A 25,215-nucleotide genomic window follows, 5' to 3' on the forward strand; every position below is an offset into this window, starting at 1 on the left:
GTATAAAACCGAGTAAAACACTCAAGTATTAGCGGCGAAAACCGCCTGAATACTCCCACCAATCTGGCGGGGGTATTTAACCTTTTTCCGGCTCAGGATTCAATGCCGCGAGGGCAATTAATCGGCGTTTCGGCAAATAAGTGGCGATTTATATGATGGGATCGAATTCATCCAGGGTACTCTGGCGCTTCTCTGCCGCCGCATGTTCGGCATCGATAAACTCACCCACATCCAACTCGGGCAATTTCTCGGTGCAGACACTGCCGCCCATGGATTGAACGGCCTGGCATAGCTCCTGCACCTTGGAGTCCATCAGGTGCATATGATCCAACATCTGGCCTATGGCATTGGCGACGGGATCCGGATTGTCCGGTGACACGGCATAGGCGTCGAAACCGTATTTCTTGGCCATGGCACTGCGGCGCTCGGTTTTCTCTTTCGAGTGCATGGTGGGCTTGGCCACCACACGCCCGGGAATACCTACTACCGTGGTGTCCTTCTCTATGTCTTTGACCACCACAGAGTTAGATCCCACCCGCGCCCCTTCATGCATGGTAATAGGGCCGAGGATCTTGGCCCCGGCGCCCACCACCACATTGTTCTCCAGGGTGGGGTGACGCTTGCCCGCCTGCCAGGTCGTGCCGCCCAGGGTGACCCCATGATAGAGGGTGCAATCGTCACCTATTTCGGCGGTTTCCCCTATCACTACCCCCATGCCATGGTCGATGAAGAAACGTCGTCCTATGGTGGCGCCGGGATGAATTTCGATCCCCGTCAGCCAGCGGGAGAAAGTCGACAGACAACGGGCCGTCAGGCGACAATTTCGCTTCCAGAATTTATGACTGATCCTATGCAGCCAGATGGCATGCATCCCCGGGTAGGTAAGCAGTATTTCAATCGCACTGCGCGCCGCAGGATCTCGGTGATAAATAGATTCAATGTCTTCTTTTAGCCTAGCTATCACAGCCATGTCTTATCCCACCTTACTTCTGTTTAGGTTCAACCTGTTTGTCTATAGAGGTCAAGATGCCACGCAGGATATTCATCTCCTGTGCTTCAATTCTGGCACGACTGAACAGACGGCGCAGCTTGGTCATCACCTGCCCAGGATGATTTTTGATGATAAAGCCTGTACTCAGCAGGGTCTTCTCCAGATGGTCGAAGAACCTTTCCTGATCCGCCGCCAAAGGATACTCGCTCTCGAGCGCCTGGGGCTCGGCGGCCAATGCCAGATGGGCGACCCGGGTCTCATAGCAGATGATCTGCACAGCTTGTGCCAAATTGAGTGAGCTGTACTCGGGGTTGGCAGGGATAGCCACATGATAGGTACATTGCTGCAGCTCTTCGTTGCTCAGGCCATGGTTCTCGCGACCGAAGACGATAGCCACGGGCCCATTGAGGCTCTCGGTTGCCAGCTTCTGCCCCGCCTCTCTCGGCTCCAGCATGGGCCAGTCCAGGGTGCGGCTGCGGGCACTGGTGGCGATCACCAGGCTACAATCTGCGATGGCTTCGGCCAGGGAGTCGACCCGCACCAGATCCTTGAGAATATCCGATGCGCCGGCGGCGAGTGCAATCGAATGGCCGTCGGGTTCAACCCTGGGCTCAGCCAGATACAGGTTTGATAACCCCATGGTTTTCATGGCCCTGGCGGTAGAACCTATATTACCTGGATGGGATGTTCCGACTAACACGACACGAATATTACTGAGCATGAAACCACTTAATTTAATTCAAAAAACATGGCAAAGATATTATCACAGCCGAGTGGGAATGCTTATATGAAAATCCGCATTTGATATAACCGGCAAAACGGGTATAATGCGGCTCGCTATTTTATCCGTTCTTTAACATCCAGGGGATTGCAATGCATCCGATGCTGACTATTGCCGTGCGCGCCGCCCGCGCCGCAGGCCAAACTATTATGCGTGCCTATACTGAACTCGACCGTATTGAGGTGAGTGCCAAGGGAATCAATGATTTTGTTACCAGTGTAGACAAGGAAGCGGAAGCAGCTATCACATACCAGATCCGTAAGTCTTATCCTGACCACACCATAGTCGGGGAAGAGAAAGGCGAAAACCGCGGCGATAACAAAGACTATATCTGGATAGTAGATCCTCTGGATGGCACCAACAACTTCGTTCGGGGCATCCCACATTTCGCCGTTTCTATTGCCATGCAATACAAAGGCAAGACAGAAGTCGCCGTCGTCTATGACCCTGTCCGTGAAGAGCTGTTTACTGCTGTACGCGGTAAAGGCGCCAAACTCAATGATTTCCGTGTCCGTGTCAGCAATGTCAACGATTTGAGCCCTTGCGTGATAGGCACAGGCTTCCCGTTCAAGGCCCGTCAGCACACAGAATCTTATCTGAAAATTTTCGCTGAAGTCTTCAATCAGTGTGCCGATCTGCGCCGCGCCGGCTCTGCCGCCCTGGATCTGGCCTATGTTGCCGCCGGTCGCTTGGACGGCTTCTTCGAAATCGGTCTCAAGCCATGGGACATAGCCGCAGGTGATCTCATCTGTCGCGAAGCCGGTGGCACAGTGACCGACTTCACAGGTAATCATAACTACCTGGCATCGGGCAACATAGTGGCCGGTGCTCCTAAGGTCACCTCTGAAATCGTCAAGACCATGCGCCCACTGCTGAACGAAGGCCTGAAGCGTTAATTCGCCGCAGACCCGACTGAAAACCGCCCTCTGACTGCAGAGGGCGGTTTTTTTATGCCTCTCTTGCCCTCCCAGGCTTTTCCTCTTGACCCCAATGCGCCCATCCCCGGCATGGCCTTGTTCGCTTCACAGGAGCAAACCCGCTCTACTATAGTAGTGTTATCAGGCTATTCAGTTGGGGAAGAGTGAATGACGGATGACGACTCAGCCAGCTTTGACGAGCAGCGCCGCTCCCTGCGGCTCGACATGGAAGCCGAGCCGGTACGGCTCAACTGGTTGGATGCGAACGAGCAAGCCCATGCCAGTGAGGGGCTATGTCTGAATATCGGCCGTCGGGGCATGCTCCTCTGCATGCAACACCCCCTCCCCCTGGGGCAGCTGGTGTACATTAGCCTGTCGCCACATACTGAAAGAGAGAATAACCTCAGGGGTCAGGTCGGTCGCTGCAGCGCCGAAGGTAGCTGTCACTTCCGGATAGCGCTGCAACTCTTTTAAGTTCGAAGCCCGGATGGGCTGCGGGCTCAAGCCGCCTGGCCTACACTTAATCTCAGGGGTGTGGTTATGCGGGGACCGGATATGATATTGCTCGTTGGCGGCGAGAGAGACGGCAGCGGCAAGAGCTGTCTCGCCCAGAATCTTGCGGTACAGATCCGCCAGAGTCTCAACGGCGACGTGCTCATGGTCGATTGTGATCCCCAAGGCAGCACCTCGGACTGGGCCCAGACCCGCAATACCGCACCGCAACTGAGCGCCATACATTGCATCCAACTCGCAGGCAAGATACGTCATGACTTACTCGGCCTCGAAGACAGGTTCGCTTATGTGATTGTCGACGGTGGCGGTCACGACAAGCTGGCTCTGCAGGCCGCCATGTCGGTGGCCAGTCTGGTCGCTATTCCGCTGCGTCCCAAGCCAGGGGATCTCGACAGCCTGCATCGACTGGGAGACATGCTCGGCATCTGCAGCATGGTCAATCCCCGTATGGTGTCTGCCGTCATCTTGGCTCAGTGTCCTACGGCAGCGACCCAGTACAAACACATAGTGTCCGCCAAGGCGCGGGTGCGTGCCTGCGGGCTGCCTGTGCTCGACAGTGTCAGCTTCAGCCGCCGTATCTATGATGCCAGCGAGGGGCGAGGCGCTGCCGTTGTCGAGACGGCCCCCAAGAGCAAGGCGGCCGCCGAGATCCGCGCCATCACCCATGAACTCCTGGATTTGACGGCGAGAAAAACCACAGAACACTGACAGCCGAGCGCAGACTAAAGCCTTGGCCTCCAAGCCCTGGTTGCAACGCCCTGATTCCGAAACCCTGATTTAAAGCCCAGGGCCGTTACGGCCTGCACAGGGCTGCTGTAAATTATCGCTGCGGGGCAGATATTCATCCCAGGCTCTGGCAGAATGGGAGTCACTCTCTCTCAGCCAACCGTTTGCCCCTATGTCCTTGATCTTGCTCTTAACACAACAGATGTCCCTTTACCTGGTGATAGTCTATCTCCTGAGCAAGACGGCGCTGTTCAAGATCTTTGCCGAGGCTTCGGCCCGCCTGCCCCATAAGATTTTCATCTACCTGATTTTTTCCGGCTTCTGCATCATGGCCACCGACTTCGGTGAGCACACCAACGACGCGATCGCCAACACCCGGGCCATGGGCGCGGTGCTGGGCGGTTTGCTCGGCGGCCCGGTCACAGGTTTCTTCGTCGGCCTGACCGGCGGGTTGCATAGGTACAGCATGGGGGGCTTTACCGATCTTGCCTGCGCCATATCGACCACACTCGAAGGCGTGTCGGCGGGGATCATAAGTTATCTGCTGCGCAGAGCCGGCAAGAGCGAGCTCATTTTCAACCCGCTGCTGGTCTGCCTGATCACCTTCTGCGCCGAAGTGTTGCAGATGAGCATCATACTCCTGGTGGCGCGCCCCTGGGACGAGGCCTGGTCCCTGGTACGGCAAATTGCGCCGCCCATGCTGCTGGTCAACTCCATAGGGGCCGCACTGTTCATGAGCATGATCCGCGATCAGAAGACCATGTTCGACAAGTTATCTTCCAGTTTTTCGACCAAGGCGCTCAAGATAGCCGAGCGCAGCGTCGGCCTCTTATCCACTGGCTTCAATCAACAGAGCAGCAGTGAGGTCGCCAGGATCATCATAGAAGAAACCAAGGTGGGCGCTGTGGCGATCACCGACAGGGAGAAACTGTTGGCTTTCATCGGCATAGGAGACGATCATCATATTCCCGGCACCCAAATCTCTTCGCGCATTACCCTGGAGGCCATAGCCCAGAACCGGGTGATGTTCGCCGATGGCGTAGAGACCCCCTACGCCTGCTCCATCGCCGGTCAATGCCGCTTGGGCTCCAGCCTGGTGATCCCGCTGCGCAGTGACAACGAAGTCATAGGCACCATCAAGCTCTATGAGCCGAAGAACAAGTTATTCCTCAATATCAACCGCACCCTGGGTGAAGGCATCGCCAGATTGCTGTCCAACCAGATCCTCCACGGCAGATTCGAACAACAGCAGAACCTCTTGACCCAGGCCGAACTCAAGCTGTTGCAGGCCCAGGTCAATCCACACTTCCTGTTCAATGCCCTCAACACCATAGGGGCCATCATCAAGCGTGATCCCCAGATGTCCAGGCGCCTGCTGCAGCAATTGGCGCAATTTCTGCGCATCAACCTCAAACGCACCACAGGCCTCATCAGCCTCGGCGAGGAGCTGGACCATATAGCAGCCTATCTGGCCATAGAGAAGGCCAGATTCATCGACCGCCTCGAGGTGGAGCTCCTCATCCCCAGCGCACTGCATGGGCTCAGGGTGCCGGCCTTTACCCTGCAACCCATAATAGAAAATGCGGTGAAACACGGCACTTCCCACCTGCTGGAGGCGGGTCGGATCCGGGTGACGGGCGAGTTGCAGGGGGAGGAATTGTTGTTGCAGGTGCAAGACAATGCCGGTCTCTATCGCCCGCCACTCGCCGGCTCAGAAGGCCTTGGGATGAACCTGGTGCATAAGCGTATCCAGAATCTGTTCGGCAGTCCCTATGGCCTGAGCGTCGACTGTCGGGCCGATGAATTCACCCTTGTCAGCATTCGCCTGCCGGCAACGGCAAACATGAAGGAAAGCTAAGATGATCACCTGTCTAATAGTCGATGACGAGCCGTTTGCCCGCGAGCAACTGGCAGATTTGCTCAAGCCGCTCGCCGACGTTGAGGTTATCGCCCAGGCAGGCAATGCCATAGAGGCCATGCAATGCATCAACAGGGAGAAGCCTCAGCTGGTGTTTCTCGACATCCAGATGCCGAAGATCTCGGGAATGGAACTCATCGCCATGCTGGATCCCGAGCAGATGCCACGCATCGTCTTCGTTACCGCCTTCGATGAGTTTGCGCTCAAGGCCTTCGAGCATAATGCCTTCGATTATTTGCTCAAACCCATAGACGAGCAGCGCCTAACGCAAACCTTGAACAAGGTACGTAAAGATCTGCGGCCTCAGGCGATGGCGGCCATTACCCCTAGCCAGCTGGAACACCTGCCCTGTTATTCCGGCAGCAAACTCAAGGTGATTGCCACCAAGGAGGTCGAATATGTGTTCAGCGATCTCAGCGGCATACATGTGGCAAGCAGCAAGGGCAAGGCCCACACCCAGTTAACCCTCAAGCTGTTGGAAGAGAAGACCCCGCTGGTGCGCTGCCACAGGCAGTATCTGTTGTCGCCCGGCGCCATAGCCGAGATTGAAATACTGGACACAGGCGCCGAAGCCACAATGCATTCCGGCGATCGAGTGCCGGTATCCAGACGCTACCTCAAGAGCCTCAAGACGCTGCTGGGGTTTCAATAGTCTCGCCCGCGCCCCGCCGGGCATTGCAGCCGGGCATTCGGCAGCTATGCCTGACCGCTCATGCCGCCATACAACCGCTTAACATTCGATATCTACCTCTGAGACAAATGCGCGGGATCCTTTGACATCTTTCGGCCTACACTGGCGCACACTCAAACTGGGGAGATAATAATAATGATCTGGTTCCTGCTCTGTGTCGGCCTGTTAATCGGCGGATACCTAATCTATGGTGCCTTCGTCGAGAAGATTTTCGGCATCAACAAACAAAGACAAACACCGGCATTCGCCCAGACCGACGGGGTCGATTTCGTGCCCATGTCCAAGGGCAAGGTCTACCTGATCCAACTGCTTAACATAGCAGGTGTCGGGCCCATCTTCGGCCCCATACTCGGCGCTCTCTATGGCCCGGCGGCCATGCTGTGGATAGTCATCGGCTGTATCTTCGCCGGCGCAGTGCATGACTATTTTTCCGGCATGCTGTCCATTCGCAACAGGGGCCAGTCGGTCCCCAACCTTGCGGGTAAATACCTGGGCAAGAGTGCCAAGCATTTCATGAATCTGTTTGCCATAGTCCTGTTGCTCTTGGTCGGGGTGGTCTTCATCTCGGCCCCTGCGGGTTTGCTGGGTAAACTCACGGGCTGGGATGTCAGCATCTTCGTCGGCATCATCTTCGTCTACTACCTGATAGCCACTGTCGTGCCTGTCGACAAGGTCATAGGTCGCCTGTACCCTTTCTTCGGTGCCTTGCTGCTGTTCATGTCTGTCGGCCTGACCCTGGCGTTGGCGGTTTCCAGCGAGTACAGCCTGTTGCCCGGCGTCGAAGTCGGCGACTTCTTCCATAACCTGAATCCGAACGACATGCCGCTGTGGCCGGCGCTGTTCATCACCATAGCCTGCGGCGCGGTATCGGGTTTTCATGCGACTCAGTCGCCGCTGATGGCGCGCTGCGTCGAGAACGAGAGCAATGGCCGTTTCGTATTTTTCGGTGCCATGATAGGTGAAGGCATCATAGCCCTCATCTGGTGCGCCATCGCCCTGTCTTTCTTCGGGGGCGTTGAGGGGTTGAACCAGGGCATGGCGGGTAACCCGGCCAATGTCGTGTATCAAGCATCGACGGGCCTCCTGGGGGCTGTGGGCGGCTTCATGGCCATTCTCGGAGTGATCATCCTGCCCATCACCTCGGGGGATACCGCCTTCAGATCGGCGCGACTGATCTTGGCCGAATTCTTCGACATGCCACAGATCTCCTTACCGAAACGTCTGCTGTTGGCCATCCCCTTGTTTATCTTGGGGGCTATTCTGACTCAGGTCGATTTCGGGGTGATCTGGCGCTACTTCGGCGTCGCCAACCAAACCACTGCGGTATTGATGCTCTGGACCGCCTCGGCCTACCTGCTGCGCCATAATAAGCTGCACTGGATTTGTACCCTGCCGGCCATGTTCATGACGGCGGTCGTCATCAGCTTCCTGCTGAACTCGGCGACCCTGGGTGCCGGCTTGCCCATGACCATCTCGACCCTGGCAGGCGTGATCTCGACCGGCATCATCACTGCCTTGGTGATCATCAAGAGTAGGGGCAAGGGTGAAGGCGATGTCGGGGTGAGCGAACAGGCCTAGCACCGTCAGGTCACAGCTAAAAAACGCCGCCGGGTCAATGACACGGGCGGCGTTTTTTTATTCCAAATGCCGGGGCGCTGACCCAAGGTACGTTACTCCTGTCATCACTGCTGTTATCACCCAGGCCGCAGCTGTTATACTTGCCACAAATCTTATTTTCTATCCAGAGTTATGACTCAAGCAAACAATCCCCTGCACGGCATCAAGCTCGAAGCCATCATCAACGACTTGGTCGAACGCTATGGCTGGGAAGAGCTGGGCGTGCGCATCAACATTCGCTGCTTCACCCAGGATCCCAGCGTCAAATCCAGTCTGAAATTTTTGCGCAAGACGCCCTGGGCGAGGGATAAGGTCGAATACCTGTATTTGAAGGCCAATAAGCTGCCGTTGCCCAAACCTGCCGGCCATGCCAATGAAAAGGCCGCGGCCAAAACGGCCGGCCCGAGCCAGGCAAGCGGTACCCAAGTCAACGCCCATGTCTGGGGCGCTAAAGAATAATCAAGCTTGGCGGGAGTTATCCGGGCGGGGAGTGGCAGCAACAGCGCGAACCTGGATACAGCATAGATACAGCATAGATACTGCGTAGATACAGCAAGGGCTCGGCATATGCCGGGCCCTATTACTTTCTCTGCTTTCTATTGGTCGTCATCGGAGAAATGATGCTCAGACATCATATGTCCCAACTCGGTCGATTTGGTCTTCAAGTAGGCCTCGTTATAACGATTCTTGCCTACCTGCAGCGGTACCCGCTCGACAACTTCGATGCCAAACTCTTGCATGGCCTTCACTTTGCGCGGATTGTTGGTCATCAACCTGACTTGGGTGACACCAATTTTCTCCAACATGGGGGCTATCATGTCGTATTTACGCATGTCGGCGGCGAAACCCAGCTGTTCGTTGGCTTCGACCGTGTTGGCGCCCCTGTCCTGCAACTCATAGGCGCGGATCTTGTTGAGCAAGCCTATGCCGCGTCCTTCCTGACGCAAATACAAGATAAAGCCCTGACCATGCTCGGCAATATGCTGCATCGCCGTCTGCAGCTGGAAACCACAGTCACAACGCAGACTGAACAGGGCATCACCCGTTAAACATTCGGAATGAATACGGCCAAGCATGGGGCTATCGGCACTCAGGGTACCGAAGGTTAATGCCACATGTTCTTTGCCCGTCTGAACATCTTCAAAACCATGCATGTTGAACACGCCCCAGGGCGTAGGCAGTTTCGAAGAAGCTATATAGTTAATCGACATGAATCAACCTTAACAACGTGCCCCATATCCCTGAGGCGAATGAAATTCACGTATACAACAAGCGAGTACAACATAGGCTCCCAATCTCTTCGGACGCCAAAGCTATCGGGATAAGGTGCATCGGCTTGAGCTGGGATGCGCGCCATGGCCCGGACTCGGTAGGTTACTCGCTCTCGTTTCAAGCATGGCCGAGGCAGCTGCTGCCGCGGTCGGCCACTATGATGCCGGTATTGTACCCCGCAGGGCTGGCACCGGACTCATATCAAACTCGTATAACAAATATCAGAAGGCGCTCGGGGCGTAGCCGGTCACCACAGTCACACCCATTTCACGTCCCAATGCCGTCATGGGATGGACCACTATCAGACCTTTGACCGACTTTTTCAACTTGCCCATGTCGGCCTGCTCGGCTTTGGTCAGGGCCCGGTGGAAAGCCAAGGCCTTCACTTCTGTGCCCTGCTTGCTCAATACCCGGGTATGCTGGCCTTTCACGCTGGCAATCTGCTTGGTGACGGCGGCAATTTCCCGCTTAAACTGCGCTATGATGGCCGCATCGCCCCGCAGCTCTGCCGCAGCCAATTTGCGACGAAACTTATCTAATTTGTCATTGAGCTGTTGCAGCTCCTGCTTTAAATTCATGCTGTTACCTTAAATTACCTATGTCAGCCACAGTCATTATTCGGCACTTGGCCTGAAACTCTGTGTCAAGGTCAGAGATTATAGCAGCAAGTGTGCGATCCTCGTTACCGCTTTTCCTCAAGATAATGAATGATCTGTCGCAAGAACCCTGACCTGGATAGCAAGTGTTCCAAGCTGCAGCCTGCACCTCTAGCCAACTGCTGGGCCCGACTTGAATCGACCTGCAAGTCGCCAGGTGATCATTCCAAGGCCGCAGCCAACAGATGAGCCACTTCCTTGACCGCCTTCTTCCCCGCGTCAATCGCCTCACCGGCACGGTGGAACTCCATGGTGCCTATGTCGCCCAGGTCCGGCAATATGAAGATGTCCGGCGGATCGCCCATCAGACGCGCGCGTTTATGGCGTTGCTCCAAAATCTCCATGGATTGCGACATCACGGCCAGCATGCCCGGGTTCGACTTGGTGCCCAAGGAGAACTTGTAGCTCAGGTTGGATAGATAGTCCCGGCCGCGGGCCAGCAGATCCATGAAGCCCAAATCCTGCTGCGCCTTAGCCAGCACTTCCTCCTCCTTCGAGGGCTTGCTGCTGGTCATGTCTACCGGCAACACCTGCAGGCGGCCACGACGCTGGCCGTTAAGATCCACTGCGATGACGATATCGACCTCCATCGCCCGGCAGACAGAAACAGGAATAGGATTGACGACGGCGCCATCGACCAACCAACGCCCGCCCAGTGTCACGGGTGACAAGATGCCCGGCATGGAACAGGAGGCCCTGACGGCCTGGCGCAGATCGCCACGCTGGAACCAAATCTCCTGACCCGAATACAGATCTGTCGCCACTGCGGTGAATGGCTTCTTCATCTGTTCGATGGACATTTCCCCCATGCGCTCCTGCAGCATATCGAAGACTCTGTCACCGCCAATGAGCCCCCCCTTGCGCCAACTGAGATCCATCATCCCCAGCACGTCCCAACTGGAAAAACCGCGCACCCATAGCTCCAAATCCGCCAGCTGGTCGTTGGCATAGGCGGCGCCCACTAAGGCGCCTATGCTGCAACCCGCCACTTTATCCGGCTTGATGCCCAGCTCTGCCAAGCCATTTAGCACCCCAATATGCGCCCAGCCTTTGGCGGCACCACTGCCCAGCGCGATCCCGACACTCGGGGAAGCCTTCTTATTCATTCTCTTAATCCCCTTTCAAACGATACTCGTCTTGGCTGCAATCTGGGGTTCTTGCCCGTTCCTGGTATAAATACACCCAGGTACCTCCCCATGGCTCGCCGCCGCACCCGGTAGTAATCAATACCTTAATAACATCCAAAGTGCCATTTCAGTTAAATATACTATAAAAGCTCCCCCTGGTGCCCGACATGGCTTGACTCCCCATGCCATCTCCTTGAGGCCATCACCCAAAATATGGCCGCGACAGACGGCTTATTGGCCCACTTGAGTCCATTCTGCAGCAAAAGTTGCCCTCCCAGCCACCCAATGCATGGCCGCCGGCCAAAAGCGCGCTATAATGGCGGTCCATTTTATCCAGGAGCACTCTCTTTGCAATTTACCGAATTTTCGCTGGACACTCGTCTGTTACAGAGCCTTAAGCACATGGGGATCACTGCCCCGACAGAGATCCAGCAACAGGCACTGCCCGTCGCATTGGCAGGTAAAGACTTGATGGCCTCGTCCAAGACGGGCTCGGGTAAGACCCTGGCGTTTTTGTTGCCGGCAATGCAAAGAGTGATTTCGACCCGCGCCTTGAGCAAGAGAGATCCCAGGGTATTGATCTTGCTGCCTACCCGGGAACTCGCCCATCAGGTCTACAGCCAATTACGCCTCTTGGTCGCCAACACCCAATACAAGGCCATCAGTGTATTGGGCGGTGAGAACTTCAACGATCAGGCCAAGGCCTTGGCCAGGGAACCGCACTTCATCGTCGCTACCCCCGGACGCATCGCAGATCATTTGCAGCAGAAACACTTGTTCCTCAATGGGTTGGAACTGTTAGTCCTTGACGAAGCGGACCGTATGCTGGATCTGGGCTTCGCGCCGCAGTTGAAGGCCATAAGCGAAGCTGCTGATCATAAACGCCGCCAGACCCTGATGTTCTCGGCCACCTTGGATCATGAAGAAATCAACGATATCGCCGCCACCCTGCTGAAAAATCCGGTCCATGTTGCCATTGGTGCCTCCCACGCCGAACATCTGGATATTCATCAGCGGATCTTCCTCTGCGATCACCTGGATCACAAGGAAGCCATCCTCAGCAGGATACTGAGCGATGAACAACAGAAGCAGGTAATCATCTTCACCGCGACCCGCGCCGATACCGAGCGGCTGGCGGCTAAACTGTCGAGCCAGGGCTTTGTGACTGCCGCATTGAGCGGCGATTTGAAACAGACGGCCCGCAACCAGATCATGGATCAGTTCAGCCGGGGCCAACAACAGATCCTGGTCACCACGGACGTGGCATCCAGGGGACTGGACCTGCTCAATGTGTCTCTGGTCGTCAACTTCGACATGCCCAAGTTTGCCGAAGAATATGTCCACAGGATTGGCCGCACAGGTCGCGCCGGCGCCAAGGGCGATGCCATCTCACTGGTCGGCCCTAAAGATTGGGACAACTTCAAGAAGGTACAAGTCTTCTTGCGCAAGACCTTCGAGTTCAGCGTCTTGGAAGGATTGAAGGCCAAGTTCAGCGGCTTGAAAGAGAAAAAATCCGCTAACGCGAAAAACACGCCTAAGACCCATAAGCCGCTCAAGCAGGCCAAGGCTGCGGCCCAAGCCAATAAAGCCGCGCCCTCACGGGATAGACGCTTCATCACAGGGGTCGATGTGGGTGATGCCCCAATGCGCAAAAAGGCCAAGGCCCAACAGGCTTTTCAAGCCGGAGAAGGACAGGAAAACGACGCCGAGTAGCGTCGCGTCCTGTGGCTGCTGCAGCCCGGGGCCGAGATGAAATTAATTTAACCGCTAAGCAGGGAAACACTGTTCCTCAATGTTTTTCCCGCTACAATAGCGCCATTATCGATATTTTTAAGGTGTAACATGAGAGTCTGTGGTGTTGAATTGAAAGGTGGCGAAGCCATCATCAGCTTGTTGAGCTACGAAGGTGAGACCTTCAACGTGCCCGAGTGCCGTAAGGTGTCCTTCAGCGTTTCCCAGTCTGCCACGACGGAAGCGATGCGCGAATTCCATTTCGCCTTTCATAAGCTGATGCAAGACTACAAGGTCGATGAAATCGTCATCATAGAGCGTGAGCAAAAAGGTAAGCTGGCCGGCAGCGCCACCAGCTTCAAACTCGAAGCCGCCATTCAACTCACCGAGCTGCCGGTGGCATTGCTCTCACCCGTGGTGATTAAAGAGCAACTGAAGCGCAACCCGCCTCAGGTCGATTTCGACAGCCTGGACTTGAAGAAAGTCCAGCAAGCCGCCTTCGACGCCGCCTACGCCCATCATAATCGCCGTATCTTCGGCAAAGCATGAGCCGGTGGCACCCGAGGTTCGCCTCGGGTGCTTGGCTTCCCGGTTAATGGCTCATGCCCCACGAGCCAAGGCGCCGGGTCGAAGACAGCAACCCAACATACAATTCAAGCCCCCAACTCACGTCCGGACTCAATGCAACAACTCAAATATTTGGCAGGCTACAGTAGCGATATAGTGCAACAAGTCCAGAGCCTGGTCGATGCCGGCACCCTGGGACAAGTGCTGCTGCGACGCTATCCCAACCTGCACAACATTCGCTCGGACAAGGCGCTCTACGACTACAGCCAGGCGCTAAAACAGAGTTACCTGCGCCAGTCACAACCTGTATCCAAGGTGATTTTCGATGACAAGATCAGCCTGAGTCACCAGGCATTGGGGTTGCACTCCTATGTCGCCAGAATTCAGGGGCGCAAGCTCAAGGCCAAGAATGAAATCCGCATCTCATCCAAGTTGAAACGTGTGCCTGAGCCGTTGCTGAAGATGGTGGTAGTGCATGAATTGGCGCACCTCAGAGAGAAGGAACATAATAAGGCGTTCTACCAGCTCTGCACTCATATGCTGCCGGACTATCATCAACTCGAGTTTGACTTGCGTCTCTATCTCACCTGTGTCGACGCGGGTCAGTGTCCCTATCAAGCCATGGCCTGAGGCCCACACCTTTGCCGCACAGACAGGCCTGAACCAACATCCCCTTCCCTCTGTCGTCAAGCCGGCAAGACACTTGACTGATAATGGTTTTCATTTAGAATATCGACCATTCCCATCCCAGCACGAGAAGTCGGCTATGGCCAAGCCCGAGAAACGTCTGCAGCAGCTATGCCGTAAACACGCCAGAAAGGCATGGGTTCGTCAGTGGAAAAAACACCACTCTCAGATGCAAGATGGCGTCAAATCGAAACATAAACAAGCAATCAAGCAAGACAGCAAGCAGGGGATCAAGGGGCTTTCTGCGGCTATGCTGACGGCTCTGGCCAACGACCCCATTGGCCTTAACCGGCATGAGCTTGGCAAGAAAAAGCGACTCAAGCAGAGGCTGAAAGCCTTGGCCAAAACGCTGCTGAAGCGCCAGGCGGACCCGAGACTGGAGGTCCGGGTCGCCACCCTGAAGCCCAGGCATAATAGCCGCAGTTTTGCCCTGCTGCCGTTGAAGGCCTCCCCCTGTGGTGCTTGCCCGGCGCTCAGTGGCGGCTTATGCAAGTGTGCCCTCAAGGCTGCGGCCAGCGCCAGGACGAGCTGATCCATGCGCAATCGAAACTAAAAAGGCCTTTAAGCTTAGCTTAAAGGCCTTTTTAGTCTGTCCCGGGCACTCGGCTCAGCCAAGATCCATCATCATGCGTCGGCTGCGGATCTGAGACCTAAACTCAGCCAGTTCCAGCCTGGATAATTGGCTCGCCATGGGGATATTGGCCTTCATTGGATCTACAGGTCTGCCGTTGATATGGAATTCATAATGCAGATGGGGTCCGGTCGTGCGCCCCGTGTTGCCGCTCAGGGCGATAACTTGGCCCCGAGTCACCCTCTGGCCCTTGCGCACCAGGCTCTTGGACAAATGCAGATAACGGGTGCGGTACTTATTGCCATGCTCTATGACGATATACTTACCCGCATAGGGATGATCTGTGACCAGTACCACTACGCCATCGCCCGGCGCAACCACCTTGGTGCCTATGGGAGTAGCGAAATCTGTGCCGTTATGGGGTGAAGTTCGTCCCGTGACCGGGTGTTTGCGATAGGGGTTATAACGCGAACTCAGACGATATTGCTTCGCCAACGGCGTGCGCTGGAATGCCCTGGCCAGGCTCTGGCCCAGCTCGTCGTAGAAGTTACCATCCGTGTACTGGAATGCCGTGATATCGCGACGGCCATTATGAATTTCTACGCCCAAGATCTGGCTGTTACCTGTCGATTCGCCCTCGACATACTGATCGTTAACCAACACGGAAAACCTGTCACCGGCACGCAGATCCCGGGAAAAGTTCAGCTTCTCCTTGAGCAGGCCTTCGATACGTTGGATTTCGGCGGCACTCAGGCCCATCTTTTGCGCCGAGAGGTAAAATGATCCCCGGATCTCGCCGCTGACGATCCGGTTCTGCCATACGCCATCGACATTGCGCTCCTCGACGTTGAAGCTGCCATCGTCGAAGCGGCTGAAAACTACTTGTCTGGCGGCATTGAAATACAGTTTCAGCTGCTGCAGCTGCCCCTGAGGGTCCAGCCAGAAGGTGATGCGGTTGCCGGGTTGCAGGGTATCCAATGCCAGCACGTTCAGATCCGCCTCGAGCACCCGGTACATGGTCTGCTGATCTACCCCGGCCTTCTCAAAGAGCCCGCTCAAGGTATCACCGCCGACTATCAGATGATCCAGATGCGGTCTCGTTTCCGCGCTAATGGGTTCGGCTTGTGCCGACGACTGAGGTAACAGGCTGTCAATATCCAGGGGGACTGGAATGCGTTGCGGTTTCATTTCCCTGGGGGATGGCCATAAGAGTGCGGCAGCTACCAGAAAAACAGTCATCAACAGGAGCTTTCTATGGACCAGGGGCAAGTTCTGTAGAGCGGATAGCGACATTCTCTGCGGCATGTCGAAGCGTGAAATTTTACTCGTTTGCAAGCCTTGCACCCTTATCTCAAAAAAATAACCTATCCGCCCGGCGCTAAGCCAATACTGTCCAGACAGCCCTCTCAAATCTGGCCCAGCGCCAAGTTATAACAAATAAATTTACAATCACAAACAAGATTAATCTTGTTTAAGAAAGTTAACATTAATGCACAGAGCCGGCGGGATCCGGCACTCAGGGCCAATCTCCAGCATATTCGGCTGTAATCGCTTAATTTTATTCAGATTCGGCTCAAGGCAACACCAGGCTTATCTCACTGCCCAGAGAGGTCTTATGTATGTCAATCCGAGTCGCTATCTGTTCCTTCATCTCAGAAACATGGGAAATGACCCCAATCATACGCCCGGACGACTGCAGATCCATCAGGGTGCGAATGGCCAAGTCCAGGGAGTCCTGATCCAGACTGCCGAAGCCTTCATCGATGAACAGGGTATCGAGTTTTATGCCGCCGGCATAGGCCTGCACCACCTCGGATAAGCCCAATGCCATCGACAGTGCCGCCATGAAACTTTCGCCACCGCTCAGGGTCGCCACCGGCCGCACCTTGGAGGTGTAGGCATCCTCGACCTCCAACTCAAGCCCCGAAGCCTTATTCCCCTTGGCCCTGTCCTCCTTGCGCAATAAACGATAACGGCCCTTGCTCATCAGCTGCAATCTATGGCTGGCTTCGAGCAAGACATCGTCGAGCAGGACGCTGAGCACGAAACGCTGCAAACTGATCTTATTGCCCGTGTTGCCATTGGCGACATCCGCCAACGTGCCTATGACGCCATATTGATCTTCCAGGATTCTGACCTTGCCATCGGCGATATGCAGTTGAGTCTGGGTTTGCTTGAGTAGGCTGTTGCGGGTATGCAGTGCTTGCCAGGCCTGCTCCATCTGCGCCAAGTGCAGCCGACTCTGCTCGAGCCCGAGTTCCAATTGCGCCACGTCCGGCATCACTCGCTCACCGAGTTTGGCCGTTAACTGGGCCATCTGTGCCCCATTGAGTGCACTCTGCTGCTGGTAAGCGTCAATCTCGCCCGTCAATGCCTGCATCCCGGCGTCATCCAGCATGGCAGAGTACAGGGCCTGTTGATCTGTGAATCCCGCCTCAGTCAGCCGGGCGGCCAAGGTTTGTTGCGCCTGGGTTTGCTGTTCATCGGCCGCATCACGCGCTTGCTCCGCCGCGCCCGTCGCCGCCTCGGTGGCGACAAAGTGCTGACTCGCCTGCAGCTGCCCGGCTCTGGTCTGTGCTATTTGCTGCTTCAGGGTCTCGAGCCCTTGCCGGTTTTCGGCTATTGCCAATTCCAGGGCTTCGCGGGTACGAAACTCGGGCGGTACAGCTTTTTCCTTCTGTGCCAGCTGGCCCAGCAGCGTGTCTACCCGGGAATGTAACTGTTGGTATTGCTCGCGATCTCGCTCCAGGCTTTCACTCAGCCCTGTCTCTTGCTGCTGCAAGGCTTTGATTTGATTTTGCAACTGTTGCAAGCTGCGACTCGCCTGCTCGGCCGCTTGCAGCGCTTGCTGCAGCCGCTCGGCCTCATGGCTGAGTTCGGCTAATCCAAGATGCAGCACCTCACCCAATGACTGGGCCAACTCATCCGCCTGTTGTTGCAAGGTCTCAAGCTGTTTCTGCAAGCCCTTGTAATCGGCTCTGGCTTTACCCAGGGCTTCTTGGGCATGGCTTTGGGCCTGTTCGGCCGCCTGCAACGCCTCCTCGGTCGGCAAGGCCTCATGCCATGTGGCCGGCTGCGGATGCAGTTCGCTGCCACAGACGGGACATGGCTCTGCGGAGCGCAATTCACGCGCCAAAATCGCCGCCTGGCCTTGGTGCCAAGCCAGCTGCAGCGCTTTATAGCCTGCCTGTGCTTGCTGATGCTGGGCGGCGAGGGTTTTGCCCTCGCCGCCCGCCTGGGTTAATTGCGCCTGGGTTTGCTCGACTTTCGCCGAGACTTGCTGCCATTGCTGATAACGCGCGATCAGCTGTTGCTGCTGACTCAGGGCTTGCTGCAAATGCAGCCGGGTGTCGCTTTGTTGCTGCAGTTGAGGCAGTAAGGTTTCATGCTCACCTCGCTGCAGCTGAAGTTTTTCCAGTTCGGCCTTACCCGCCATCCCCTGCGCCTTGGCCTGGTCCAACTCGCCTTGCGCCGAAACCAGCCCTTGCTTGAGCTTGGTGAACTCGGCGAGTTCTGACACCAAGGCATTCAAGGACTGTTTTTGCTGCTCATGCTGTAACAGCTCTTGCTCTAGTACCGGCAAATGTTGGGCCCGGGTATCGGCTTCCTGCTTCTGCACCCGGGCCTTTTCCAGTGAATCCCGGCATTGGCGCAGCTTGTCTGCGGCGGCCCTGAATTCAGTTTCCCGAGTGAGGAATAACTCCCAAAGCGGCTTGAGACGCTGCGCCTGAGTGGCCAATGCGAGTTGCTGTGACTTGGCTGTGATGTGCGTTTGCTGCGCCGCCAAACTCTGAGCCTCTAGCTCCAGCTTGGCCAGCTGCTCGAATTCCAGCATCAGCTGCTGCGCGGCATCAACGGCCTTAGCGACAGCTTGCAGCGCCTCGGTCGCCTGTTCCTTGGCGCCATGGGCCAACAAGAGTTCGGATTCGACGGTGGCGAGCTGAGTGAGCAGCTCTTCGGCGGACGTTAACTCAGCGCTCTGCAAGATACCATCGCGGCGGCTGCGCTGCTCCCTGACCTGAGTGCGGATCTCCGCGGCCTGAAACTTGAGCTTGTCTTCTATCCTGCGGTAGATCTGGGTTTGGAATAACTGGCTGAATATTTTTTCTCTGTCTTTAGAGTCAGCCATCAAGAGTTCACGGAATTTTCCCTGGGGCAAGACCATGACCTGTCTGAATTGATCTGCATCCAGCCCTGTGAGTTGTTCGATTTCGGCCGTGGCTTCGGAGACCTTGCTGGCGACTAACAGTGTCTCTGTCCCCTCGCTGTCGATCTTATACAGCTGGGCCTCAGGCTTGTGCACAGTGTAGCCATCGCCGCTCTTCTTCAGCCTCGCTTGCTCTGGCACCCGCCGGATCCTATAGCTGCTGGTGCCCAATGCGAAGCTGAAGCTGACTTCCGTCAGCAAGGCATCATCGGCAAGATCGCAGCGCATCTGGCTGCCTTCCCTTTCATCCCCCGTGGTTTTGCCATACAAGGCAAAACAAATGGCATCGAGCAGGCTCGTCTTGCCGGCTCCCGTGGGACCATTAATCAAAAATAGCGGGTTGCTTCCCAGCGCCGAGAAGTCGGTAACCTGGGTACCGGCGAAGGGGCCGAAGGCCGACATGGACAGAGATAGCGGTCTCATACTTGCTCTCCCTTATGCAATTCATCGATGAAACCCACCATTGACTCACGCTGCGCCTGACTCATGGGTTCACCGGATACCTGGGAGAAAAAGTCGCTGAACATGTCCAGCTCCCCCTTCTTGATATGCTCGCGGCTCAATTCAAGGTAGGGCTTGTCTGCCATCAGGCCGGTGCGCTCCAGATGCAGCACGTTAGGATAGACGGCGCGCAGCTTACCCATGGCATCGAGGATGGCATGCCGATCCAGCAATCTCACCATGAGATAATCCTCATTGTGGGGGTCGCTTTTCCCCGCGGCCAGCAAGGACTCGAGTTCGCCTTCTAGGATGCGTACATCATGCAGCGACGACAGCGGCAACAGGCTGATTTGAGGCCGGTTCTGGGCATCAAACTCGACAAGGGTAACGGATTTCTTCTGCAGTTGTTCGCTGAAAGAGTATTTGAGAATGGAGCCTGAATACCTGATATGCTCCGCCCCCTTGTACTGGGGGCCATGTAAATGCCCCAGGGCCACATAGTCGAAGCCGGCAAATAGCTGAGGTGAAATCTTGTCTGCTCCGCCTATGCTCAACGGCCGCTCAGACTCAGACTCGCTGCCGCCATCGAGGAAACAATGACTGATGACCACCTTGGGTAGGCCTTGGCTGTCATGGGCAGTCACAGCCGCCAGCAACACGCCCATCGCCTCTTCATGGCTGCCGACATCTGCGTCGAATACCTGCCTCACGGTCGCGGGATCTGCATAGGGCAGCCCATAGAAAACGGCGCCGCCTCGCTTGCCATCGAGTCGTATCGGGGCTATATCCCTGACCAGCGGCCCTATGATGTGCAGCCCGCTATCCGCCATCTGCCGCGCAGCGAACGCCAGCCTTTCGTGGCCGTCATGGTTGCCGGCAATCATGATCACCGTCACCCCCAAGTCATGCACCAGACGATGAATCACCTCATCGAGCAAGGCGACGGCACTGGCTGGCGGAATGGAGCGATCGTAAATATCACCGGCGATGATCACCGCATCGACCTCATGTTCGGCGGTCAAATCGACCAGCTGCCCCAGGACATGGGCCTGATCATCGAGCAGACTCTGGTTATGCAGCTGGCGACCTATATGCCAATCCGAAGTGTGGATAAATTTCATCGTGACTCATCTTAGTTAGAGAGAATGCGACTGCACTAGGGCAACCAAAACCAGAGATCGTACTGACTCGAGAGCAACTTGACACTCATGGACAGCGACATGATAACCACCAGGGGCTTGATGATCTTAGTCCCCTTGGTGATCACTAACCTGGAGCCTAAGGTGGCTCCTATGGCCTGACCTGCCAGCATCAACAATCCCAGCAACCACACCACTTTGCCGCCGAGGGCGAAGAAGACCAGCGAGGCAATGTTGGTCGAAAAATTCAGTAACTTGGCATGCGCAGTGGCCTTGGCCAAACCAAATCCGGCCAGCGAGACGAAGGCCAGGGCGAAGAAACTGCCGGTGCCCGGACCGAAGAAGCCATCGTAGAAACCAACCCCCAAGGCGGCAGTGAAGGCAAATACCCCGGGCGTGAGCACCCTGTGACGGTCTTCCTCACTGATTTTCTTCGAGAACAGGAAGTAGCAGCCTATGGCCAATATGAGAAAGGGCAGCAGGAATTCCAGCACCTTCACATCTATCAACTGTACCAGCACAGTGCCGAGGGCCGCTCCGAGGAAAGCGCAGCTCAAGGCCAGTTTTATCTGCTTGAGATCCACCAATCCCTTGCGGACAAAATAGAGGCTGGCGAAGAAACTGCCGCCACAGGCCTGTAACTTATTGGTCCCAAGTGCCGCAGTGGGGGTCAGCCCTGCCCACATGAGGGCGGGTATGGTCAAGAGACCACCGCCGCCGGCGATGGCATCGATAAATCCCGCCACCAGGGCAACAGCGAAGAGGATCAGCGCAAGCTGTAGTGTGAGTTCAAATAGCATAGGATTATTTTCAAGGGTAACGAGTAACGGCATTAAACGCTCTTTGCCACTCAATTGCAAAGACCTGAAGCCTACAAGTGTTTCTAAAATATGACTTAAGCCGGCTGATGCGACCCATCGCCGGCTATTGGCAAGGAGCTGCACGACCTGGGTTGAGAGCTACTAACTTGGCGCCAACATAAAAAAACCACCCTGGGGTGGTTTTAAGCCAATGGCTATCAGTGCTGGCAGCTGTCGTCGCAATCTTCGCCATGTTCGTGGTCGGCGAACTCGTCATCACCTTCTTGATGTTGCATCACGCCCCAACCATCTGTCATGCCATCAAATTCGGCGGCAAAATCATTCAGGCGGGTCTCCTCGGCCACAATGGCAGCATACTCTGGCACCATGTTCAGGCTGACGATCAGTTCCCACTTGCTGAGTTCCTCACTGAAGTTGATTTCCAGCTCACCCTCAGGCTCAGAGCCTGACAGGGCTTCGAGGGCCGATTCGGCATCGCGCTGATCATCGAACACCAAAAAGAAATCGACATCCAGTGCCTGGCTGAGATCGATACCCGCATCGGCCATGGCCGCCAGCATTTGACCGTTATCATCATCTGGGAATTGCATTGTTTGCTCCATATACTCTGGCTTATTCAGCCGCTACTATTTGCACTGACTCGCCATTGAAGGCAACCAGATCGCCTGGGATAAGTTTCTTGCGCTTACGGGTTTCGACTTCGCCATTGACTGTGACCAAACCTTCGGCAATCACATGTTTAGCCTCACCGCCACCGTTACTCATGCCCTGCACTTTCAATACTTTGTATAACTCTACATATTCGTCCCCGGCATGCAGGGGAAATAACGGAACTTGCTTTGTCGCTTGAGTGGTCACTGGTTCAACGCCTGTTAAAGAAAACTCCGGCCATTATACCAGTAAGTTTGTCTGCATGAGGAAGATAAATAGTTTCAGAGCAACCTTTCCTCGGCCAGCAGACCGTAGGCGCAATCGTCTATCCAGACATCACCTATCTTGAAGTTATGCCTCAGAATACCTTCCAGTTGAAAACCGCATTTCTCCAGCACCCGCGCCGACGCCTTATTGTCTTGGGCACAATGACCGATAAACTTATGCACATCGAACGACAGACAAGCCCAATCTATCACGGCCCTGAGACTCTCGGTCGCATAGCCCTTGCCATAGGCCTGTGGCAGTAACAGGTAGCCAACTTCGGCATGAGCCAGGGCGAAGTCCTGGCAGTATAGTCCTGTGAAACCTATTGTTTGCTGCGAGTCGATCTCTTCAATCACCAGGGTTAACCATTCACCGGCCCCATAAACCCAAGGTTGACTGCGCTGCTCGAACTTGCTCCTGATGTTGGCGCCGGTATCCGGTTGACGCACATAACGATTGATGTCCGGATCTTGGTGGACATAGAGAAACGCCGGCCAATCCTCATCCCGCAAACACCTGAGTCTTAATCTGTCACTGTAGAGTTCGATCATGACGCCTCCTGCACTCCCCCTTCAAAGAAAAACGGCAGCCTAGGCCGCCGTGTCATCATACTGAGTCAACTCAGTCCCGGCTGGTCACTTCCAGCAAGTGATAACCAAACTGGGTCTTCACCGGTCCCTGAACCTGATTCAGAGGTGCACTGAACACCACTTCGTCAAATTCCTTCACCATCATCCCTGGGCCGAAAGAGCCTAATTCGCCGCCCTGGGCACCGGATGGACACGATGAGTGTGCCTTTGCAAGTTGCGCAAAATCAGCGCCATCGGCTATCTGCAACTTTAACTCTTCACATTGTTCCTGAGTGCTCACTAACAAATGTCTTGCGGTTGCCTGAACCATGGTATTACTCCTGTATTAACCCGGACTCGTTTCCTTAAGTATTAATCCACAGCCAAAGACTCTTGGATTAACGAGTTACGAGTATAAAAAGAATTCATTAAATAACAAAGTCAAAAAAACCGCCAATGCTGGCGGTTACATAAAGACTAGACTTGGGTCTTGGCAATCCAACGGTCGATCTTCTTCTCCATCACAGCCAAAGGCAGAGAGCCTGAAGTTAAGATCTCGTCGTGGAATGCCTTAATATCAAACTTGTCCCCCAGGGCCGCTTCGGCTCTGGCACGCAACGCCAATATCTTCAACTGCCCTACCTTGTACGAGAGCGCCTGGCCGGGTATCGCCATGTAGCGCTCAACCTCGGCTATGATGTCACTCTCGGCCATGGGAGAGTTGTCTTTCATATACTGGATCGCCTGCTCGCGGCTCCAGCCCTTGGCATGCAAACCTGTGTCCACTACCAGACGCATCGCCCGCAGCATCTCATCGGATAACTTACCAAAATACTGGTATGGATCGCTGAACAATCCCATTTCGATGCCCAGATACTCGGAGTAGAGGGCCCAGCCTTCCTCAAACGCGGTATAACCACTGAAACGCTGGAACTCAGGCACCCCTGTGAGCTCTTGCTTGATGGCTATCTGGAAGTGATGTCCGGGCGCCGCTTCATGCAGTGACAGGGTGGTCATGCCCCACTTGGGCTGTGCCTTTAAGTTATAAGTATTGATATAGAAGACACCCGGACGTGAACCGTCCACCGCCGGCGATTCATACGATGCCCCAGCGGCAGACTGCTCGCGGAAACTCTCGACCGGTTTAACCACGTAATCGGCTTTCGGCATCGCGTTGAAATACTTAGGCAGAACGCGATTAATCTTGTCTTTAAGCTGCATGTAGCCATCGATCAAGCCTTGACGGTCAGCAAAGAAATATTGTGGTTCGGATGACAATGAAGCGAAAAATGCCTTCAAATCACCTTGAAACCCGACTCGCTGACGGACCTTATCCATTTCACTCCGAATACGGGACACTTCACCCAGACCGATCTGATGTATTTCATCGACCGGCATCTTCGTGGTGGTATGGGAGTTGGCCAGCTGCTGATACCAAGCCTTGCCATTGGGCAAACCGGACCAGCCATCTGTGGCACGCGCTTCGGCTAAGTAGGTATTCTTGAAGTAATCCCTCAACTGCGTCAACGCGGGAAGGAGACGCTCAGCGATCATCTTTTGATACTGGCTGGTTAGCGTTTGCTTATCTTGCTCGGAAAAGTCCTCGGGAAAGGCCTTGATGGGAGAATAAAAAATGCTTTCTGTCGGTGTTGCCACCAACTGGGCCTCCAACTGAGGGATGATGCGTTCGACCAACACCCGAGGCAACACCACTTTACTGGCAATGCCTTCATTCATCCTTTGTTGAGATAAGGCAATCCATCCGATAAAGCCGTCGACCCGTGATTCCCAGTTATAATAATCCGTCACTGTCTTGAACGGCTGGGCACTTTCGCCACTACCCAGTTGTATCATGGTGATCACTGTGCTGTAGAACTGGTTCATGGGCATAAAGCGCGCAGGATAGGTCTCATCGATTAGCGCCATGTCCCTGTCATAGCTGAACATATCGTAGCTTAACTGCAAGGCTTCAGGCAGCTGGCGGTAATCTATCTTTCTCACTTGATCGAAATAGTGCTGATTCAGCTCGTGGCGAGCCTTGAGATAGGCCTCGGTTAAATCACCGCCGAATTGATCGTTATAATCATTCACCCCGACGAAGGTGGCATACAGGGGCTCAAGTTTCAAATAATCCTTGAAATAGTCATCGACCAGCGTCAGATAAGCTTGCTCGGCCGACGGCTGCTGGGCCACTGAACTCTCAGCTGCAGCTGCATCCTCATGGCGAACCTGTGTATTGGTGTCGGTTTTAGAGCAGCCCTGCAGCCCTAATATCAAGGTCAAGGTTCCAGCCAATAAGCCTATCTTCATTATTTTAATTCTCCGTTCCGGTGCTGACAGTGTGTGATCATCACT

At 55.1% G+C, this 25,215-nt stretch carries 25 protein-coding genes; 11 read left to right on the forward strand and 14 right to left on the reverse strand.

All coding sequences use genetic code 11. From position 1 onward, the window contains the following. Window positions 1-148: 148 nt before the first annotated feature. Complete coding sequence (gene cysE / locus LZP73_RS01735; RefSeq protein ID WP_234232761.1) at window positions 149-970, reverse strand: serine O-acetyltransferase; 822 nt, start codon at window positions 968-970, stop codon at window positions 149-151. 13 nt (window positions 971-983) lie between these two features. Further along, window positions 984-1,712 carry a tRNA (cytosine(32)/uridine(32)-2'-O)-methyltransferase TrmJ gene (trmJ, locus tag LZP73_RS01740; protein ID WP_234232762.1) on the reverse strand — a complete coding sequence of 243 codons (729 nt, stop codon included), beginning with the start codon at window positions 1,710-1,712 and terminating at the stop codon, window positions 984-986. A gap of 152 nt (window positions 1,713-1,864) precedes the next feature. Here trmJ and suhB point away from each other — a divergent pair, with 152 nt between their 5' ends. From suhB to LZP73_RS01775, 7 genes are all read left to right on the forward strand, one after another. Then, entirely contained in the window at window positions 1,865-2,668 is an 804-nt protein-coding gene (gene suhB / locus LZP73_RS01745; protein WP_234232763.1) for an inositol-1-monophosphatase, read from the forward strand. Between the two features lie 189 nt (window positions 2,669-2,857). Then, window positions 2,858-3,163 (forward strand): PilZ domain-containing protein, encoded by a 306-nt coding sequence (locus LZP73_RS01750; RefSeq protein ID WP_234232764.1) that lies wholly within the window; start codon window positions 2,858-2,860, stop codon window positions 3,161-3,163. 81 nt (window positions 3,164-3,244) lie between these two features. Next, a complete protein-coding gene (locus tag LZP73_RS01755; protein ID WP_234232765.1) occupies window positions 3,245-3,910 on the forward strand; it encodes a nucleotide-binding protein in 666 nt (221 codons plus the stop codon). A 190-nt stretch (window positions 3,911-4,100) separates the two neighbouring features. Further along, entirely contained in the window at window positions 4,101-5,786 is a 1,686-nt protein-coding gene (locus LZP73_RS01760) for a sensor histidine kinase (protein ID WP_234232766.1), read from the forward strand. Between the two features lies 1 nt (window position 5,787). Beyond that, a complete protein-coding gene (gene btsR / locus LZP73_RS01765; RefSeq protein WP_234232767.1) occupies window positions 5,788-6,498 on the forward strand; it encodes a two-component system response regulator BtsR in 711 nt (236 codons plus the stop codon). Between the two features lie 174 nt (window positions 6,499-6,672). Beyond that, complete coding sequence (locus tag LZP73_RS01770; protein WP_234232768.1) at window positions 6,673-8,115, forward strand: carbon starvation CstA family protein; 1,443 nt, start codon at window positions 6,673-6,675, stop codon at window positions 8,113-8,115. A gap of 171 nt (window positions 8,116-8,286) precedes the next feature. After that, window positions 8,287-8,613: a VF530 family DNA-binding protein gene (locus LZP73_RS01775; RefSeq protein ID WP_234232769.1), complete on the forward strand. Its 327-nt coding sequence runs from the start codon at window positions 8,287-8,289 to the stop codon at window positions 8,611-8,613. Between the two features lie 137 nt (window positions 8,614-8,750). On the opposite strand, the gene ribA is transcribed toward LZP73_RS01775, so the two are convergent. The 3 genes from ribA to rssA all read right to left on the reverse strand — a co-directional run bounded on the left by ribA (window position 8,751) and on the right by rssA (window position 11,188). Further along, window positions 8,751-9,365 (reverse strand): GTP cyclohydrolase II, encoded by a 615-nt coding sequence (ribA, locus tag LZP73_RS01780; RefSeq protein WP_234232770.1) that lies wholly within the window; start codon window positions 9,363-9,365, stop codon window positions 8,751-8,753. Between the two features lie 282 nt (window positions 9,366-9,647). Next, window positions 9,648-10,004 carry a YibL family ribosome-associated protein gene (locus tag LZP73_RS01785; protein ID WP_169563078.1) on the reverse strand — a complete coding sequence of 119 codons (357 nt, stop codon included), beginning with the start codon at window positions 10,002-10,004 and terminating at the stop codon, window positions 9,648-9,650. Window positions 10,005-10,243: 239 nt separating this feature from the next. Further along, window positions 10,244-11,188, reverse strand: coding sequence for a patatin-like phospholipase RssA (gene rssA, locus LZP73_RS01790; protein WP_234232771.1), 945 nt, complete (start codon window positions 11,186-11,188; stop codon window positions 10,244-10,246). Between the two features lie 369 nt (window positions 11,189-11,557). On the opposite strand from rssA, the gene LZP73_RS01795 reads away from it, so the two are divergent. From LZP73_RS01795 to LZP73_RS01810, 4 genes are all read left to right on the forward strand, one after another. Next, the gene (locus tag LZP73_RS01795; protein WP_234232772.1) at window positions 11,558-12,922 is read left to right on the forward strand and encodes a DEAD/DEAH box helicase; all 1,365 of its coding nucleotides are present in this window, start codon (window positions 11,558-11,560) and stop codon (window positions 12,920-12,922) included. A gap of 129 nt (window positions 12,923-13,051) precedes the next feature. After that, a complete protein-coding gene (locus LZP73_RS01800) occupies window positions 13,052-13,489 on the forward strand; it encodes a DUF3010 family protein (protein ID WP_169563081.1) in 438 nt (145 codons plus the stop codon). 132 nt (window positions 13,490-13,621) lie between these two features. Beyond that, entirely contained in the window at window positions 13,622-14,137 is a 516-nt protein-coding gene (locus LZP73_RS01805; protein ID WP_234232773.1) for a M48 metallopeptidase family protein, read from the forward strand. A gap of 136 nt (window positions 14,138-14,273) precedes the next feature. Beyond that, window positions 14,274-14,726 carry a hypothetical protein gene (locus LZP73_RS01810; RefSeq protein ID WP_234232774.1) on the forward strand — a complete coding sequence of 151 codons (453 nt, stop codon included), beginning with the start codon at window positions 14,274-14,276 and terminating at the stop codon, window positions 14,724-14,726. Window positions 14,727-14,801: 75 nt separating this feature from the next. Here LZP73_RS01810 and LZP73_RS01815 read toward each other — a convergent pair whose 3' ends face one another. The 9 genes from LZP73_RS01815 to LZP73_RS01855 all read right to left on the reverse strand — a co-directional run bounded on the left by LZP73_RS01815 (window position 14,802) and on the right by LZP73_RS01855 (window position 25,170). Next, on the reverse strand, window positions 14,802-16,100 hold the full coding sequence (locus tag LZP73_RS01815) for a peptidoglycan DD-metalloendopeptidase family protein (protein WP_442800705.1): 1,299 nt from the start codon (window positions 16,098-16,100) through the stop codon (window positions 14,802-14,804). Window positions 16,101-16,338: 238 nt separating this feature from the next. Continuing rightward, complete coding sequence (locus tag LZP73_RS01820; protein WP_234232775.1) at window positions 16,339-19,395, reverse strand: AAA family ATPase; 3,057 nt, start codon at window positions 19,393-19,395, stop codon at window positions 16,339-16,341. Further along, a complete protein-coding gene (locus tag LZP73_RS01825; RefSeq protein ID WP_234232776.1) occupies window positions 19,392-20,534 on the reverse strand; it encodes an exonuclease SbcCD subunit D in 1,143 nt (380 codons plus the stop codon). The genes LZP73_RS01820 and LZP73_RS01825 overlap by 4 nt, the downstream gene beginning before the upstream one ends. Window positions 20,535-20,569: 35 nt before the next feature. Then, complete coding sequence (locus LZP73_RS01830) at window positions 20,570-21,352, reverse strand: TSUP family transporter (RefSeq protein ID WP_234233318.1); 783 nt, start codon at window positions 21,350-21,352, stop codon at window positions 20,570-20,572. Window positions 21,353-21,570: 218 nt separating this feature from the next. Then, window positions 21,571-21,963 (reverse strand): ribonuclease E inhibitor RraB, encoded by a 393-nt coding sequence (locus LZP73_RS01835; protein ID WP_234232777.1) that lies wholly within the window; start codon window positions 21,961-21,963, stop codon window positions 21,571-21,573. Window positions 21,964-21,985: 22 nt separating this feature from the next. Then, window positions 21,986-22,231 (reverse strand): RNA-binding S4 domain-containing protein, encoded by a 246-nt coding sequence (locus tag LZP73_RS01840; protein ID WP_234232778.1) that lies wholly within the window; start codon window positions 22,229-22,231, stop codon window positions 21,986-21,988. Window positions 22,232-22,305: 74 nt separating this feature from the next. Then, on the reverse strand, window positions 22,306-22,842 hold the full coding sequence (locus LZP73_RS01845) for a GNAT family N-acetyltransferase (protein ID WP_234232779.1): 537 nt from the start codon (window positions 22,840-22,842) through the stop codon (window positions 22,306-22,308). A 70-nt stretch (window positions 22,843-22,912) separates the two neighbouring features. After that, the gene (locus LZP73_RS01850) at window positions 22,913-23,191 is read right to left on the reverse strand and encodes a peptidylprolyl isomerase (protein ID WP_169563088.1); all 279 of its coding nucleotides are present in this window, start codon (window positions 23,189-23,191) and stop codon (window positions 22,913-22,915) included. A 146-nt stretch (window positions 23,192-23,337) separates the two neighbouring features. Then, entirely contained in the window at window positions 23,338-25,170 is a 1,833-nt protein-coding gene (locus LZP73_RS01855; RefSeq protein ID WP_234232780.1) for a DUF885 domain-containing protein, read from the reverse strand. Between the last annotated feature and the right edge of the window lie 45 nt (window positions 25,171-25,215).

Source organism: Shewanella sp. AS16, assembly GCF_021412365.1.
GTDB classification, from domain to species: domain Bacteria; phylum Pseudomonadota; class Gammaproteobacteria; order Enterobacterales; family Shewanellaceae; genus Shewanella; species Shewanella salipaludis.